Origin of the sequence: Pseudoxanthomonas sp. YR558 (genome assembly GCF_900116385.1) — a bacterium.
Classification (GTDB): domain Bacteria; phylum Pseudomonadota; class Gammaproteobacteria; order Xanthomonadales; family Xanthomonadaceae; genus Pseudoxanthomonas_A.
Window position 1 is genome coordinate 1123113 of sequence record NZ_FPCI01000001.1, and the last position, 16437, is coordinate 1139549.

Here is a 16437-nt window from a genome sequence, read left to right on the forward strand (position 1 = left end):
GGAAAGTTCCGATTGTAATGAACCTGTCACCACGGCCGACCCATGACTTTCGCCCTACGGCACCCGGTTTCCCGCCCCTCCGGCCCTGTCAAGGCGCCCTGCAACAGGGCGCCCCATGGCCGGGGCGTATAATCCGCGCCCTCATTTCCCTGGATCCACGTCCGATGACGCAGACGATGAAGGCGCTGGTGAAGCGCGAGGCCGGCAAGGGCATCTGGATGGAAGAACTTCCCGTCCCACAGCCCGGCCCCAACGAGGTGCTGATCAAGCTGGAGAAGACCGCCATCTGCGGCACCGACCTGCACATCTACCTGTGGGACGAGTGGAGCCAGCGCACCATCAAGCCCGGCCTGACCATCGGCCACGAGTTCGTCGGCCGCATCGCCCAGCTCGGCTCCGCGGTGACCGGCTACGAAGTCGGCCAACGCGTGTCGGCCGAGGGCCACATCGTCTGCGGCCATTGCCGCAACTGCCGCGGCGGTCGCCAGCACCTGTGTCCCAACACCGTCGGCATCGGCGTGAACCGCAATGGCGCCTTCGCCGAATACATGGTGATGCCCGCCAGCAACCTGTGGCCGATCCCGGACCAGATCCCCAGCGAGCTGGCCGCGTTCTTCGACCCTTACGGCAATGCCGCGCACTGCGCGCTTGAATTCGACGTGGTCGGCGAGGACGTGCTGATCACCGGCGCCGGCCCCATCGGCATCATCGCGGCGGGCATCTGCAAGCATATCGGCGCACGCAACGTGGTGGTCACCGACGTCAACGATTTCCGCCTGAAGCTGGCCGCCGACATGGGCGCCACCCGCGTGGTCAACGTGGCCAACCAGTCGCTCAAGGACGTGATGGCCGACCTGCACATGGAAGGCTTCGACGTGGGCCTGGAGATGAGCGGCAACCCGCGCGCCTTCAACGACATGCTCGACTGCATGTACCACGGCGGCAAGATCGCCCTGCTCGGCATCCTGCCCAAGGGCGCCGGCGTGGACTGGGACCGCATCATCTTCAAGGGCCTCACCGTGCAGGGCATCTACGGCCGCAAGATGTACGAGACCTGGTACAAGATGACGCAACTCGTGCTGAGCGGCTTCCCGCTGGGCAAAGTGCTGACCCACCAGTTGCCGATCGACGATTTCCAGAAGGGCTTCGACCTGATGGAACAGGGCAAGGCCGGCAAGGTGGTATTGAGCTGGAACTGAGGCAGCGCCTGCACCGGAACAAAGAAAAAGGGCGCCAGAAGGCGCCCTTTTTCATGCGTCCCGAAAAACTCAGGGAACGGCGATGCCGATCGTGAACACCAGGCCCGGCTTGTAGATGTCCGACGCGCTGCGCAGCTCGGACGCATCCGAACCGAACGTGTCGTAGTACCCCAGGGTCGCGGTCGCCGGGCCGAATGCCTTGGACACGGTGATGGAGCCGTCGTAGTAGTCGGCGCGGCCTTCGCTACCCGCATCGATCGCGGTGTAACCGGTGCTCGCACCCACCGAGAAGCCGCTGTCGCCGATGTCGTAGCTGGCGGAAACGCCGGCATAGATTTCCTCGGCGCCGGTGTTGCTGTAGTCATCCGCGTAAGCCAGGATGCCGCCGACCGTAACCGGGCCGCTCCAGGTCACCTTCGCGAGGTACTCGTTGTAGTCGATGTCGCCATAGTCGCTGGAAGCGCGTTCGTACGTGTAACGGTTCACGCCCAGGTCGATGTTCCAGGAATCGTTGAGATCCTTGTTCCAGCCGACGAAATAATCCACTTCGATGTCAGGGCCACCCCGGCCGAAATCGACGTTCGACGCCCAGGCACCGGCATACAGACCAAACGGAGCGGAGTACGTCGCGCCGACCTGGAAGGCGGGCTTGTTGTCCGTCTGGGACACGCCACGGAACACGTAGTCCGACGTCGCGGTGAAGGTTGCGCTGAACGGGGATTCTTCTTCCTCTGCGTCCTGGGCGAAGGCGGACATCGGCAACGCCAACAGCAGGGCGGTGGCGAGGGCGGTGCAGAGCTTGACGGGCTTCATCCGGGTTCTCCTGTGGCGATGTGGATCGTGCGTTGGGCAAGCGGGCCGTGGAACGTCGTACAACCGTCATCACGACTTCACTATTTTTTAACTGCGCCTTGATAGTGCGCCGCAACAATCACTCACGTCAAGTGCCCGCCAGACGAGCGGAGAATTGGTTTCTTTTCTAATTAATTCAGTGGTTTACGCTGCATCACGCTGGTGCCTTTGCACCATCGCGGGGAAACCATCCGTACCGTTTTGGTGCCAAGTGGATCGCCTGTCCCGTGTGGGTGGCCGGACCGTGAAAGTCCGACGGCAGCTCGATCTCCATCTGGTCGCCAGCGTCCAAGCGCGCGCGGATCCGCAATCTCGGCCCGTTGCGCTGGACCCCGACGATGGTCGCCGGCCAGCCCGCACCGTCATCGACCAGGCGGAGGTCTTCCGGCCGCACGAAAACCTCCGCGTCGCCCTGCCCGCGCGCACCCTTCGCCGTCAGCGGCAACCCCGCTGCATGCAGCTCTCCGGACTCCCAGCGCGCGGGCAGGCGGTTCACGGCACCGACGAAGGAATAGACGAAGGGCGATGCAGGCGCATCGTAGGCGTCCGCCGGGCTCCCCAGTTGCTCGATCCGTCCACGATTGAGGATGGCGACACGGTCGGCCAGTTCCAGGGCTTCCTCCTGGTCGTGGGTCACGAAGACGGTGGTGAGCCCGGTGCGGTCGTGCAACTCGCGTAGCCAACGGCGCAGATCGCGACGTACCTGCGCATCGAGCGCGCCGAAAGGTTCGTCCAGCAGCAGCACGCGCGGCTCGATGGCGAGCGCACGGGCCAGTGCGACGCGCTGGCGCTGTCCGCCCGACAACTGCGCCGGGTAGCGGCCGTCGAGGCCATCGAGCTGCACCAGGGACAACAGTTCAGCGACGCGCGCACGCACGGCGGCTTCGGCGACGCGGGCCTTGCCGCGACGCACGCGCAGACCGAAGCCGATGTTCTCTTCCACCGTCAGGTGGCGGAACAGCGCGTAATGCTGGAAGACGAAGCCCGCACGCCGCGCCTGCACGCTGAGCGTGGCAGCATCCTCGCCATCGAACAGCACGCGACCACTGTCGGCTTGCTCGAGCCCCGCGATTACGCGCAGCAGCGTGGTCTTTCCAGAGCCGGAAGGGCCGAGCAAGGCCAACAACTCGCCCTGACGGATATCGAGGGAAACGTCATCCAACGCCGTGAAGTTGCCGAACGTCTTCTGCAGGTGCTCGATCTTGATGCTCATGTCGTCGTCTCAATGCCGGTGGTTGGCGGCCAGGGCTTCGCCGTGACGCCATTCGAGCCAGGTCTTCAGTGCCAGCGTCAGCAACGCGGTGAGCGCGAGCAATGACGCTGCCGCGAACGCCGCGCTGTAGGCGTACTCGTTGTAGAGGATCTCCACGTGCAGCGGCAGCGTGTTGGTGCGGCCGCGGATATGGCCCGACACCACGGAGACCGCACCGAATTCGCCGAGCGCACGCGCACTGCACAGCAGCACGCCGTACAGCAGCGCCCAGCGGATGTTCGGCAAGGTGACCCGCCAGAACGTCTGCCAGCCGGTGGCGCCCAGGCTGAGCGCGGCGAGCTCTTCGTCGGTGCCTTGCTGCTCCATCAGCGGCATCAACTCGCGCGCGATGAAAGGGAACGTAACGAAGATCGTCGCCAGTACGATGCCGGGCAACGCGAAGATGATCTTCGGCAACTGAACGTGCAGCTCGCCCAGCAGCGGCAGCGACAGGCGCCAGCCTTCGTCGACCAGCGCATATGCCCAGCCTTGCGCGCCGAAGATCAAGACATAGATCAGGCCGGCCACCACGGGCGATACCGCGAACGGCAGATCGATCAGCGTCACCAGCCATCGCTTGCCGCGGAACTCATGCTTGCTGACGGCCCACGCCGCCGCCACACCGAATACGAGGTTGAGCGGCACCACGATCGAGGTCACCAGCAGCGTCAACTTCACGGCCGCCAGGGCGTCGGCTTCGCTCACGGCGGCGAGGAACGCCGCGGCACCGCCGCGCAGCGCCTCCACGAAGACCAGAATCAGCGGCAGCACGAGGAACGACAGCAGGAAACCCAGCGCGCCGAGCACGAGCAGCACCTGCACCCAGATGGGTTCGCTGGTCGCGCTGCGTGGGCGCGGCGAAGCGGTGGCACGAGGCTCCACGGATACGGACTCCGGCGGCAAGGCGATGACGGCCGAGATGGTGTCGCCCATGTTAGCCCCCCGCCCGCTTGCCGGTACGCTGCAGGCGCGCCTGCAACGTATTGATCACCAGCAGAAGCGCGAAGGACAGCAGCAGCATCGCCGCCGCGATGGCGGTGGCGCCTTCATAGTCGAATTCCTCCAGCTTGATCGTGATCAGCAGCGGTGCGATCTCGGACACGCCCGGCAGGTTGCCGGCGATGAAGATGACCGAACCGTACTCGCCCACGCCACGCGCGAACGCGAGCGCGAATCCCGCCAGCACTGCCGGCCACAACGTCGGCAGCACCACGCGCCGCACGGTCTGCCAGCGGCTGGCGCCGAGCGTCGCGGCAGCCTCCTCCAGCTCCAGCTCCACCTCCGCCAACACGGGTTGCACCACGCGCACCACGAACGGCAACCCGATGAAGATCAGCGCCACCGTGATGCCCAGCGGCGTGTAGGCCACCTTGACGCCCGCGGCCTCCAGCCATTGGCCGATCCAGCCCGTCGGGCCATAGAGCGCGGTCAGCGCGATGCCAGCGACGGCTGTCGGCAGTGCGAACGGCAGATCGATCATGGCGTCGAACAGGCGCTTGCCCGGGAACCGGTAGCGCACGAACACCCACGCGACCAGCGTGCCCATCACCGCGTTGAACGCAGCCGCCGCGAGCGCCGTGCCGAAGCTGATGCGCAATGCGGCCAACACACGCGGCTCGGTCCAGACCGCCCACAGTCCCGCCAGTCCCAGGCCGCTCGCCTTGGCGAACACGCCTACCAGCGGAATCAACACGATCAGCCCCAGCCACAACAACGTGTAGCCGAGGCTGAGGCCGAAGCCGGGAATGACGCGTCGCGTGCGCGTCCTTCCCGGCAATGCGGGCGCCACTACCGCCACGCCTATTTCGCCTGGATCTGGTCGAACACGCCGCCGTCGGCGAAATGCGTGGCCTGTGCCTTAGCCCAGGAACCGAACACGCCGTCGATGGTGACCAGTTCAAGCTTCGGGAAGCGCGCCACGTCTTCCGGCGCCGCGTACTGCGGATAGCGTGGGCGGTAGTAGTGCTTGGCCGCGAGCCGCTGGCCGGTCGGCGAATACAGGTACTTCAGGTAGGCTTGCGCGACGTCGCGCGTGCCGTGCTTGTCCACGTTGCGGTCCACCAACGCCACCGGCGGCTCGGCCAGGATCGAGAGCGAAGGCACGACGATGTCGAACTTGTCGGGCCCCAGCTCTTCGATCGACAGGAAGGCTTCGTTCTCCCAGGCCAGCAGCACATCGCCGATCCCACGCTGCACGAACGTGGTGGTGGCGCCGCGCGCGCCGGTGTCGAGTACGGGCACATTGCGGAACAGCGCGCGCACGAAGTTGCGCGTCTTGGCCTCGTCGCCCTTGAAGATCTTCAGCCCGTAAGCCCACGCGGCGAGGTAGTTCCAGCGCGCGCCACCGGATGTCTTCGGGTTGGGCGTGATCACCGATACGCCGGGCTTCAGCAGGTCGTGCCAGTCGCGGATCTTCTTCGGATTGCCCTTGCGTACCAGGAACACGATGGTCGAGGTATACGGCGCGCTGTTCTCGGGCAGGCGCGACTGCCAGTTCGCGGGAAACAGCTTGGCGCGTTGCGAAATGGAATCCACGTCGTACGCCAATGCGAGCGTGACCACGTCGGCCTCCAGGCCATCGATCACCGAACGCGCCTGCTTGCCCGAACCGCCGTGCGAGGTCTCGATGCTGACCTTCTGCTGTTTGGTCTTCTGCCACTCGGCGGCGAAGGCGGTGTTGAACTCGCGGTAGAACTCGCGCGTGGGATCGTAGGAAACGTTGAGCAGCTCGACGTCCTTGGCACTGGCGGCGACCGCGAGCGTGAGGCCGAATGCCAGCAGTGCGCTGCGGGCGTGGCGGCGGAGGAAGGAATGCGTCATGGCGTCATCTCCGGGCATCAGAATGCGACCTGCAGTCGCGAGAACACGGCCTTCTCGTCCTCACGGTCGGCGCCAGCGGCGGCTCCGCCTTCGAACTGCGTGTCGAGATAGTTGAGGACCAGCTTCAGGTTGCTGGTGAGGTACCAGTTGACGCCCAGCGTCCAGGACTTCGCTTGGCGCGCCGACACGGCGGGATCGGCGAACACCGGGAACGCGCGATCATCGATTTCCAGAACGCCGTAGCGGCCGACCAACTCCCAGGCACCCCACCCGCCCTTGCCGGGACTGAAGGGATGCGACGGCTTCACCACGCCGCGATAGCTCGCGTCCTCGCCGGTGAGCACATAGCTGGCCGTGGCTTGCCAGGCCGTGTTCTCCAGTTCGGCCGCCGTCGCGCCGACCTGCAGTTCCTGCTTGGAGGCGATGTACTCGGCCAGCAGGCCGAAGCGGTTGCGGTAGAAGTAGCCCTGCGGCGACCAGCGCGTCCGGCGTCCGTCCGCGGCGACGGCGCTGCGATAGTTGAAGAACTGCACCTGCCCCGGCGTGCGATAGCGCGGCAGAATGTTGTTGCCGGTACCCACCGTGTCGCCGACGCTGCCACCGATACCGAAGCCCAGCCCCGACCAGAAGCCGGCGCCGTCTTTGAAAGGTTCGAAGAACAGTCGCCCGGCATACTCGAATTCATCATCGGGGTTGGTCGTCACCGCATCGCGGCCATCGACCGTGCCGTTGAACACGCCGATCGCGTAGCTGACCTTGCTACCCGCCAGTTCGCCCTGCAGCTGCACGCCGATGTCGCGGTTCGGCGCGAGTTCGCTGGGCAGCGCGCGCTCGATGTCGGACAGCGCCGACGACGACTGCAGTCGCTCGAGGCCGACCGGCGAAGTGAACTTGCCCAGACGCACGCTGGCCGCCGGCGAGAACTTCAGGTCGGCATACGCATCGACGATGCTCGCGCTGTCGCCGGCGAATTCCGGGGTGAAGCGGAAGCCGATCCACTTGCCCAGCGTGCCTTCGATGGTCGGTCGCGCCGTGCGCAGCAGGAAGGTGTCGTAGGTGCCCGACGGCACGCCACTGCTGAAGAAGCGTCCATCGCCCTGCAGCAGGCCACGGATCTTGATCTCGTAGTCGCCGTTGGCCGACTTCAGCGAGGCGCCCTTGTCGTTGACGGCGACCACGGGAGCCTCCTTCGCCTTGGTGGCCGCTTCCTCCTGCTGCAGCTCCAGCCGGCGCTCCAGCACCCGCAGGCGCTGGTCCAGATCGCCCAGCGTGGAAGGCGCACCCTCACCCTGCTCGTCCGCAACCGCAGGCGGTGCTTCGCCCACGCGGCGCTCCAGAGCTTCCAGGCGTTGCAGCAGTTGTTCCACGGTGGGCTGGCTCTGTGCGGACACGGGCAAGGCGAGGCAACAGGCCAGCGCGGCCAGGAGGGTGCTGCCCTTGCCTGCATGCTTGCCTGAGCCCGAGTGTGTCCGCATGACCGCTTTTCCCCGCGTGAAGGCCGCGAATGGCCGGAAACGCGATGCTGCGTGTGCACATGCCGGCAGGGAAATGACGAAAGGCCGTCCGCTTATGCCGTAACCGCATGACGTGGCTGGGGCGATCAGGAGGCGCGGGTAGAATGTCGGCCTGCCCATTCCGCACCCGCCCTATGTCCAACCCGCTGACCGCCCACTACGCCGCCACCCTGGACGACATCCGCGCCCAGGGCCTGTTCAAGGCCGAACGCATCATCACCGGACCGCAGTCCGCCGAGATCACCCTGGAAGACGGGCGCACGGTGCTGAATTTCTGCGCCAACAACTACCTGGGCCTGGCCGATCACCCCGACATCATCCAGGCCGCGAAGGATGCGCTGGACACGCACGGGTTCGGCATGGCGTCGGTGCGGTTCATCTGCGGCACACAGGACCTGCACAAGCAGTTGGAGAAGACGATCGCCGACTTCTTCGGCACCGAGGACACCATCCTCTACGCCGCCTGCTTCGATGCCAACGGCGGGTTGTTCGAGCCGCTGCTGGGCGAGGACGACGCGATCATCTCCGACGCACTGAACCACGCTTCGATCATCGACGGCGTGCGCCTGTGCAAGGCCAAGCGCTTCCGCTACGCCAACTGCGACATGGCGGACCTCGAGGCGCAGTTGCAGGCCGCCGACGCGGCTGGTTGCAAGACCAAGCTGATCACCACCGACGGCGTGTTTTCGATGGACGGCTTCATCGCACCACTGGACGAGATCACGGCGCTCGCGAAGAAATACGGCGCGCTGGTCCATATCGACGAATGCCACGCCACCGGTTTCCTCGGCGCGACGGGTCGCGGCTCGGCGGAAGTGAAAGGGGTAATGGACCGTATCGACATCTTCACCGGCACCCTGGGCAAAGCGATGGGCGGCGCGCTGGGCGGCTTCACCACGGCGCGCAAAGAGGTGATCGAGCTGTTGCGCCAGCGCTCGCGTCCCTATCTGTTCTCCAATTCACTGCCGCCGCACGTCGTCTCGGCCGGTATCAAGGCGTTCGAGATGCTGTCCTCGGCCGGAGAGCTGCGTGAGCAGTTGCGCGAGAACACCGCCTACTTCCGCGAGCGCATGACGGCCGCCGGCTTCGACATCAAGCCTGGCGTGCACCCGATCAGTCCGGTGATGCTGTACGACGCGCCGCTCGCGCAGCGTTTCGCTGCAAGGCTGCTGGAAGAAGGGATCTACGCGATCGGCTTTTTCTTCCCGGTCGTCCCGAAGGGCCAGGCGCGCATCCGCACGCAGATGAGCGCGGCGCACACGCGCGAGCACCTGGATCGCGCCATCGACGCGTTCATCCGCATCGGCCGCGAACTGGGCGTGGTGCCGGCGTAACCGGCACCACGTTCCCACCACGCTCAGCGGGCGCGCTTGGTCGAGGCGGTCGAGCTCTTCGGCTTGGCCGGCGCGCCCTTCGCCACGCGGATGCCGCGCGCCTTCATCCAGGCGTCGAACTCTTCGGCCGTCATGCTGCGGCCGTTCTGCTGCATGTCGAAGCGATGGCCGTGCGGCCCCGGTGCGACGGTCACCACGTCCTCCTTGGATGCCCCCTTACTGGCGCTGCGCGGCGTGTGGCTGGCGCACCCCGCCAGCACGCCGATGGCAAGCAGCAGGGCGCAGCGCGCCGACAGGCGCGCGGTTAGGTTCAACATGTCTTTTCCCCATTGGTCAGGCGAGAGCGAGTGTAGGCAGGCGCTACGCGCGGAACCCGGACGGTGGTCGCGCAATCAGCGTCCGCCCGTCGGCGCGAGCGCATCACGCTCACCGGCATCCAGGGGACGCCATGCGCCTTTCGCTAGCGTCCCCAGCGCCAGCGGACCGATAGCCACCCGCACCAGCCGCAGCACGCCGATGTCGAATGCTTCAAGGAGCCGGCGTATCTGCCGGTTGCGGCCTTCGTCGAGCACGATCTCCAGCCACGCGTTGCGCTCGCCCGCCCGTAGCAGCCGCGCATGGCGCGCGGAAAGACGCTCACCTTCGACGTGCGCGCCGGCCTGCAGAGCCTCGAACAAGGCGGGGTCAGGCACGCAATCGACCTGTACGTGGTAGGTCTTGTCCGGGCCATGCGCAGGATCGGTGATGCGCGCCGCCCACTCCGGATCGTTGGTAAACAGCAGCAACCCTTCGCTCGCCTTGTCCAGTCGCCCCACGGGCGCGAGCCACGGCAAATCCGCGCCTTCGAAGCAGCGATACACCGTGTCGCGGCCCTGTTCGTCGCGGGCGGTGGTGACCAGGCCGCGCGGCTTGTTGAGCATCAGGTAGTGACGCGGCGTCGAAGCTGGTGCCTGGCCATCCACACGCACTACGTGACGGCCAGCGACGATGGGGAATTCGGGATCACGGACGACGCGCCCATCTACGGAAACGCGCCCTTCCATGATCCAACGCGCCGCGTCGCTGCGCGAGCACACGCCCTGCTTGGATAACACGCGCGCCAGTCCATGGCGGACGCCCTGAGCGCGCTCCGCACGCGTATGAACGCGCGCGCGCGGATCACGAGGAGGTCGTGGCACGGAATCGCGTGGAGACATGAAGAAACGGCCGGGAGACCGGCCGTGGGGATCAGTTTTTCTTGGCCGGTTCGGCCGGCGCCGGCGCGGCTGCCGGCGTACCCGGCGCCTTGACCACGCGCACGCCACGCGACTTCATCCAGGCATCGAATTCATCGGCCGTCATGCGCTTGCCGTTCTGGCTCATGTCGAAGCGCCACGGCGTGTTGTCGTGCGCAGTCTTCGGCTGGTAGGCCGCAGGACTGTTGGCGACGGCCGCCGCTGGCGCGCCGGTCGGCGCCGGCAGCGCCTTGGCGACGTTGCGGCAACCTTCGATGCGTAGGCGCAGCAGGACACGGTCGACCGACTGGGCTTCATCGAACGCATGCGATGCCAATACACCCGAGGGAGCGCCGAGCTGGGTGGCGGTGGCGGCGAACTCCGGGGCGACGGGCGCGATGACCGTGGCAGGCGTCTTCAGCGGGGCCGGTGCGAGGCCATTCGCGCAATCCGGGGCGGCGTATGCGGCGGGGGCGACAGCGATGCACAGCAGACTGGCGAGAACATGACGGCGCATCGGGCGACTCCTGAGTCTTTTCTACGTGCCGCGAGTGTAGGCAGCGCATCCGGGCATGGCAAGAAAATGCACGGAAGCATGCGCGACGATGCGAAAAGACGGCGCTGGGTCACGCAAGCCGCGCGAACGACGCCGAAAAAAGAAGCCCGGCACTAAGCCGGGCTTCGGTACTGCGGGAAGAGCGTCCGATCAGTTCTGGACGTTCAGTTCCGTACGACGGTTACGCTCGCTCTTGCAGCCCGGCAGGGTCTGCGCGGTCGGCTCCAGCGGACGGCTCTCGCCGTAACCCACCGGGCCCACCAGACGCGAGGCGTCGACGCCGTTGCTGGTCAGGTAGTCGTACACGGTCTGCGAACGACGCTGCGACAGCGACTGGTTGTAAGCGTCCTTGCCGCACAGGTCGGTGTGGCCGGCCACTTCGACGCGCAGGTCGGGGTAGCGCTTCAGGATCTCGGCGGCTTCGCTCAGGATCGCGATCGCGTCCGGACGCAGCGTCGACTTGTCGAAGTCGAAGTTCACGCCCTTCAGGTCGATCGAGACCTGCACCGGGCAGCCGTCCGGACCGATGGTCTGGCCAGCCTGCGAACCGGGGCACTTGTCGTCGCAGTTGTTGACGCCGTCGCCGTCGTCATCCAGGTCCGCACAGGTGGTGGTCGGAGCCGGGGCCGGGGCCGGGGCGGCTTCCGCCTTCGGGCCCAGCGGAATCACGACGCCGACCGAAGCCAGCACGTCGCCGAACCAGCTCTCTTCCTGCTGGTGGATGCCGCCTTCGGCGGTGTAGCTCTGATCGTCGAAGTCGGCGCGGTAGGCCACTTCGGCACGCACGGCAATGCGCTTGTCGAAGGTGGTCTGCAGGCCCACGCCCAGCTTGGCGGCCAGGTTGTTGTCACGACGCTGCGCCGGCGAGTTCGGGGCGTTGATCACGTACTCTTCTTCCGAGCGCTGCATGCCCAGACCCGTCACGATGTACGGGTTCCAGCCGCGACCGTCCTGGATGAAGTGGCGACGCAGGTCCAGCGAAACGCCGTACTGGCTCCAGTTCAAATCGCTGTTGAAGTTGAAGTTCGGGTTCTGGTAGTTCAGCTCACCGTCGAGCGACCAGTTCGGGCTGATGAACTTGCCCAGGCCCAGGGTCAGGAACTGGGTGTCTTCGGTACGACGATCGGTATCCTGCTGGTTCCAGCCAGCGGAACCGGTCAGGTACCAACGATCATCGAATTCCTGCGCCATCGCGGTGTTTGCGAGGCTCAGGCCGCCCAGCAGCGCGGCGCAGAGAATCTTCTTGTTCATTTGCAGCTCCTTGGAAAGTTCAGTTGTAGAGAAACCGAAAGACTTTGTTCGTTGGTTCCGGCGATTCTTTTTGTTATTCGAGGCGACAGACTCCCGTCGCCTTGCTGAACAGATTATGCGTGGGTACGTGAAGACTGTGTTAACGGTACCATAACAAGTTGGGCAAGGTTAACACTCTTCCCGAGAACTGGCACCTGGATGGGCCGTCCACCGCCGCCCGTCGGCTCGACACAGCTTCAAGCGCTGCCGCAGCAACACATTGATGCAGCAGGGCGACTTGGTCATCACCGCCCCAGCCACGATGCTGTTGCGATGGACATCTCAACCGCGCCCAGTCTCCCCAGTCTCTTCCTGTCGCATGGTTCGCCGATGCTGGCCGTCGAGGACTCTCCGACCGGCCGTTTCCTGGACCAGCTCGGCGGACGACTGCCGCGCCCTCTGGCGATCGTCGTGGCGTCAGCCCATTTCATCCACGCAAGCCCCACGGTCACCGCCACGCCCGCGCCGGACACGATCCACGATTTCGGCGGCTTCCCCGAGGCGCTGTATCGGATCCGATACCCGGCCGCAGGTGCACCGGCGCTTGCGGATGAGGTCGCCGCGCACTTGCGGGATGCAGGCTTTCAGGCACAGGTGGATGGCCACCATGGGCTGGACCATGGCGTTTGGGTGCCGTTGCGGCGGATGTATCCCGATGCCGACATTCCGGTCGTCGCGCTGTCGGTGAATCCGGCGCAGACGGCCGAATGGCACCACCGCATGGGCTTGGCGCTCGCGCCTCTGCGTAGCCAGGGCGTCCTGGTGGTCGGCTCCGGCGGGTTCTCGCACAACCTGCGTGCGCTCGACTGGCAGCATGGGCATGCCGCGCCTTACGACTGGGTCGCCCACTTCACCGATGCGTTGCGCGAGCGGCTTCTGGCCGGAGACGTCGCGGGCGCGCTCGACTGGACGGCACTGCCCGAGGCCCATCGCAACCATCCGACGACCGAACACCTCTTCCCGCTTTATGTAGCGCTAGGCGCCGGTGGCATTGGCGCCAAGGGGCGCTTGCTCCATCGCGACGTGGAAATGGGCGGCCTGGCGCTGGATGCGTTCGCCTTCGACACCGCCTGACCCGCCCTAAAGATCGCGCTCCCATGGCGGGTGGTCACCGAACTGCTCGATCAGGAAGTCGGTGAAGGCCCGCACGCGCGGCGGTACGAGGCGACGCTGTGGCATCACCGCACTGATCGCGGTCGTGGCCAGCGGGTAGTCCGGCAACACCACCTCCAGCCGGCCGGCGCGCAGGTCGTCGGCGACGTGCCACAACGAATGGATGACGATGCCCTCACCCGCCAGCGAGGCATCGCGCAGGACTTCACCGAAGTTACTTTCGAAGCGTCCCTGCACGCGCACGGCGACCTCACCCCCCGTCGGTGTGCTCAGCCGCCACACGTCCTGGCGGCCACCGCTGCCGAACAGCAGCAGGCAGTCATGCCGGGCCAAGTCTTCGGGCGTGCGCGGTCGCTCGCGTCGGCGCAGGTAATCGGGCGAGGCGCAAAGCACGCGACGGTTGGGCGCTATCCGTCGCGCCACCAAGCGCGAGTCGTCGAGTGCGCCGATGCGGATCGCGAGGTCGAAGCCCTCGCTGACCAGATCCACCACGTTATCGCTGAGATGGATGCTGAGCCGCAGCTTCGGGTGCCGTGCGAGGAACGCCGGCAACAGCGGCGAGACGTACTGGCGCCCGAACGAAGCAGAGGTCGTGACCCGCAGCGTGCCGGCGACTTCGCGCGCGGCCTCGCGCAGGCCGGTGCCCAGCGTTTCGAGTTCCTCCACCAGCACCCGCCCCTGCTCGGCCAGCGCGGCGCCCTCCGGCGTCGGGTGCAGGCGGCGGGTGGTCCGGTGCAGCAGCCGCACCCCCAACTCCTTCTCCAGCCGCTTCAGGCGCTGGCTGGCCACCGCCACGGACAGGTCCAGGCTGTGGGCGGCCGCGGTAATCGACCCGAGATCGAGCACGCGGAGGAACAGGGCCAGGTCACCGATACGATCCATTATCAGTATTCCATTGATAGTGATTCGACATATTCACCGTTTCCCATCAGGAAGGGAAGGCGCAAGCTGCGCGCCTTGTTCCTTCCGGGCTCCCACCATGCCTTCCGCTCCCACGTCCTCCCGGCTTCCGCTGGGCCTATATGCGCTCACCGCCGGCGCCTTCGGCATCGGCACCACCGAATTCGTCATCATGGGCCTGCTGATGCAGGTCGCCGCCGACCTGCAGGTCTCCATCGCCGCCGCGGGCCTGCTGATCTCCGGCTACGCGCTGGGCGTGTTCGTCGGTGCGCCCCTGCTGACGGCCGCCACCAACCGCATGCCGCGCAAGGCGGTGCTGGTCGCGCTGATGATCGTGTTCACGCTCGGCAACCTGGCCTGCGCGCTCGCGCCGAACTACGAACTGTTGATGGCCGCGCGCGTGATCACCTCGTTGGCGCACGGCACCTTCTTCGGTGTAGGCGCGGTGGTCGCTACCGGCCTGGTCAGTGAAGACCGCAAGGCCTCGGCGATTTCCATCATGTTCACCGGTCTCACCGTCGCCACGTTGCTCGGCGTGCCGGCCGGCGCCTGGCTGGGCCTGGAATACGGCTGGCGCGCCACCTTCTGGGCCGTAACCGCCATCGGCGTGTTCGCCACCGTCATCATCGCCACGCTGGTGCCGGCCGATCGCAGCGCGTCCGCGCCTCTGTCGTTCCGCGACGAACTGCGCGTGGTCGGCCGCCCGCAGGTACTGCTGGGCCTGTTGATGACGGTCCTGGGCTTTGGCGGCATGTTCACCGTCTACACCTACATCCAGCCGCTGCTGACGCAGGTAACCGGCTTCGCTGATGCGGCCGTGTCGCCGATCCTGCTCGTGTTCGGCGTCGGCATGATCATCGGCAACCTGCTGGGCGGGCGCTTCGCCGATCGCCGTCTCGCCACCGCGCTGCTCGGCACGCTCGCGGCGCTCGCATTGGTGATGGGTGTGATGAGCTTCGCCCTGCACAGCCGCTGGGCGATGATCCTGTTCACCGGCCTGTTGGGCGCTGCGGCGTTCGCGACGGTGTCGCCGCTGCAGCTGTGGGTGCTGCAGAAGGCCAGCGATGCGCAGAGCCTGGCGTCCAGTCTGAACATCGGCGCCTTCAACCTCGGCAACGCGCTCGGCGCGTGGCTGGGCGGCGTGGTGATCTCGCAAGGGCTTGGCCTTTCCGCATTGCCGTGGGTCGCCGCACTGGTCCCCGCCTCCGCATTCGCCGTCGCGTTGTGGGCGCTCGCGCTGGAGCGCCGCCAGCGCTTCGCGCTCGCCGCCGATTGCGCCTGATCCTCCCTTCGTCGCATCGCCTCTTTGTTCCGCGCGCCGCATCATCGCGGTACGTGTCCCGACTCCCCACGAGGAACCGCCATGAAAGCCATCGCACTCACCCGCTACCTACCCATCGACGATCCGCAATCGCTGCTGGACGTCGAACTCGATACCCCCTCCGCCTCCGGCCACGACATCCTCGTGCGCGTGCAGGCCGTGTCGGTGAACCCGGTCGACACCAAGGTGCGCTCGCCCAAGCCGCAGATCGAAGCGCAACCCAAGGTGCTGGGCTACGACGCCGCGGGCGTGGTCGAAGCGGTTGGCGAAGCCGTGACCCGCTTCAAGCCTGGCGACGCGGTCTACTATGCCGGCGATATCACGCGCCCCGGCAGCAACGCGCAGTTCCAACTCGTCGACGAACGCATCGTCGGCCGCAAACCCGCATCGCTCGACTTCGCCCAGGCGGCCGCACTGCCGCTGACCACGATCACCGCGTGGGAACTGCTGTTCGACCGCATGCCGTACGCCATCGACGGTGGCGGTGAAGGCAAGTCGCTGCTCGTCATCGCCGGTGCCGGCGGCGTGGGGTCGATCGCGATCCAGTTGGCGAAGCGCGCCGGCTTCACCGTCATCGCGACGGCATCGCGCCAGGATACTATCGACTGGTGCAAGGCGCTGGGCGCCGACCACGTGATCAATCACCGCGAAACGTTGGGCCCGCAGCTGAAGGCGTTGGGCTTCGACACGATCGACGCCGCACTGAACCTGGCCGACACCGACCGCTACTGGACCGAGCTGGGCGAACTGCTGGCGCCGCTCGGCCATGTCGGACTGATCGTCGAACCCAAGGGCGAACTGCGCATCGGCGACCCCTACAAGGCCAAGAGCATCGGCATCCATTGGGAGATGATGTTCGCCCGTCCGCGCTTCCGTACCGCCGACATGGGCGAACAGGGCGCCCTGCTGGACCGCGTCGCCGACCTGATCGACGCCGGCCAGTTGCGCGGCACGCTGACCGATACGCTGTCGCCGATCAATGCGGAAAACCTGCGCGAAGCGCATCGCCGGCTGGAGTCCGGCACGACGATCGGCAAACTGGTGCTCGCCGGCTGGTAGTCGCCGACGAGAC

General features: G+C 66.4%; 15 protein-coding genes and 1 pseudogene. 5 read left to right on the forward strand and 11 right to left on the reverse strand.

Annotated elements, in window-relative coordinates; genetic code table 11:
- The first annotated feature begins 164 nt into the window (after nucleotides 1-164).
- Entirely contained in the window at nucleotides 165-1199 is a 1035-nt protein-coding gene (tdh, locus tag BM365_RS05395) for an L-threonine 3-dehydrogenase (RefSeq protein ID WP_175502042.1), read from the forward strand.
- 69 nt (nucleotides 1200-1268) lie between these two features.
- Here the strand turns inward: tdh and BM365_RS05400 are convergent, their stop codons facing one another.
- The 6 genes from BM365_RS05400 to BM365_RS05425 all read right to left on the reverse strand — a co-directional run bounded on the left by BM365_RS05400 (nucleotide 1269) and on the right by BM365_RS05425 (nucleotide 7598).
- A complete protein-coding gene (locus BM365_RS05400; protein ID WP_093487284.1) occupies nucleotides 1269-2012 on the reverse strand; it encodes a TorF family putative porin in 744 nt (247 codons plus the stop codon).
- Nucleotides 2013-2205: 193 nt separating this feature from the next.
- Nucleotides 2206-3264: a sulfate/molybdate ABC transporter ATP-binding protein gene (locus tag BM365_RS05405; RefSeq protein ID WP_093487286.1), complete on the reverse strand. Its 1059-nt coding sequence runs from the start codon at nucleotides 3262-3264 to the stop codon at nucleotides 2206-2208.
- 9 nt (nucleotides 3265-3273) lie between these two features.
- Complete coding sequence (gene cysW / locus BM365_RS05410; protein ID WP_093487288.1) at nucleotides 3274-4236, reverse strand: sulfate ABC transporter permease subunit CysW; 963 nt, start codon at nucleotides 4234-4236, stop codon at nucleotides 3274-3276.
- Nucleotide 4237: 1 nt separating this feature from the next.
- Entirely contained in the window at nucleotides 4238-5101 is an 864-nt protein-coding gene (gene cysT / locus BM365_RS05415) for a sulfate ABC transporter permease subunit CysT (RefSeq protein WP_093487290.1), read from the reverse strand.
- A 2-nt stretch (nucleotides 5102-5103) separates the two neighbouring features.
- Entirely contained in the window at nucleotides 5104-6123 is a 1020-nt protein-coding gene (locus BM365_RS05420) for a sulfate ABC transporter substrate-binding protein (RefSeq protein ID WP_093487292.1), read from the reverse strand.
- A 17-nt stretch (nucleotides 6124-6140) separates the two neighbouring features.
- The gene (locus BM365_RS05425; protein ID WP_093487294.1) at nucleotides 6141-7598 is read right to left on the reverse strand and encodes an OprO/OprP family phosphate-selective porin; all 1458 of its coding nucleotides are present in this window, start codon (nucleotides 7596-7598) and stop codon (nucleotides 6141-6143) included.
- Nucleotides 7599-7771: 173 nt separating this feature from the next.
- On the opposite strand from BM365_RS05425, the gene kbl reads away from it, so the two are divergent.
- On the forward strand, nucleotides 7772-8971 hold the full coding sequence (gene kbl, locus BM365_RS05430; RefSeq protein ID WP_093487296.1) for a glycine C-acetyltransferase: 1200 nt from the start codon (nucleotides 7772-7774) through the stop codon (nucleotides 8969-8971).
- Here the strand turns inward: kbl and BM365_RS18305 are convergent.
- The 4 genes and pseudogenes from BM365_RS18305 to BM365_RS05450 form a co-directional block, all read right to left on the reverse strand.
- Nucleotides 8931-9135 (reverse strand): annotated as a pseudogene (locus BM365_RS18305) (hypothetical protein); the annotation flags it as partial. The gene kbl and the pseudogene BM365_RS18305 sit on opposite strands and share 41 nt — an antisense overlap.
- A gap of 228 nt (nucleotides 9136-9363) precedes the next feature.
- A complete protein-coding gene (locus tag BM365_RS05440) occupies nucleotides 9364-10074 on the reverse strand; it encodes a pseudouridine synthase (RefSeq protein WP_233210851.1) in 711 nt (236 codons plus the stop codon).
- 124 nt (nucleotides 10075-10198) lie between these two features.
- Nucleotides 10199-10702 carry a hypothetical protein gene (locus BM365_RS05445; RefSeq protein ID WP_093487302.1) on the reverse strand — a complete coding sequence of 168 codons (504 nt, stop codon included), beginning with the start codon at nucleotides 10700-10702 and terminating at the stop codon, nucleotides 10199-10201.
- Between the two features lie 189 nt (nucleotides 10703-10891).
- Nucleotides 10892-11992: an OmpA family protein gene (locus tag BM365_RS05450; RefSeq protein ID WP_093487304.1), complete on the reverse strand. Its 1101-nt coding sequence runs from the start codon at nucleotides 11990-11992 to the stop codon at nucleotides 10892-10894.
- A gap of 312 nt (nucleotides 11993-12304) precedes the next feature.
- Here BM365_RS05450 and BM365_RS05455 point away from each other — a divergent pair, with 312 nt between their 5' ends.
- Nucleotides 12305-13105: a dioxygenase family protein gene (locus BM365_RS05455; RefSeq protein WP_093487306.1), complete on the forward strand. Its 801-nt coding sequence runs from the start codon at nucleotides 12305-12307 to the stop codon at nucleotides 13103-13105.
- Between the two features lie 6 nt (nucleotides 13106-13111).
- Here the strand turns inward: BM365_RS05455 and BM365_RS05460 are convergent, their stop codons facing one another.
- Nucleotides 13112-14026, reverse strand: a complete 915-nt coding sequence (locus tag BM365_RS05460; protein WP_093487308.1) for a LysR family transcriptional regulator — start codon at nucleotides 14024-14026, stop codon at nucleotides 13112-13114.
- A gap of 97 nt (nucleotides 14027-14123) precedes the next feature.
- Between BM365_RS05460 and BM365_RS05465 the strand changes: the two genes are divergently transcribed.
- Together BM365_RS05465 and BM365_RS05470 are read left to right on the forward strand one after the other, a co-directional pair.
- The gene (locus BM365_RS05465) at nucleotides 14124-15326 is read left to right on the forward strand and encodes an MFS transporter (RefSeq protein ID WP_093487310.1); all 1203 of its coding nucleotides are present in this window, start codon (nucleotides 14124-14126) and stop codon (nucleotides 15324-15326) included.
- 81 nt (nucleotides 15327-15407) lie between these two features.
- Nucleotides 15408-16424 (forward strand): zinc-binding alcohol dehydrogenase family protein, encoded by a 1017-nt coding sequence (locus BM365_RS05470; RefSeq protein WP_093487312.1) that lies wholly within the window; start codon nucleotides 15408-15410, stop codon nucleotides 16422-16424.
- Nucleotides 16425-16437: the final 13 nt, after the last annotated feature.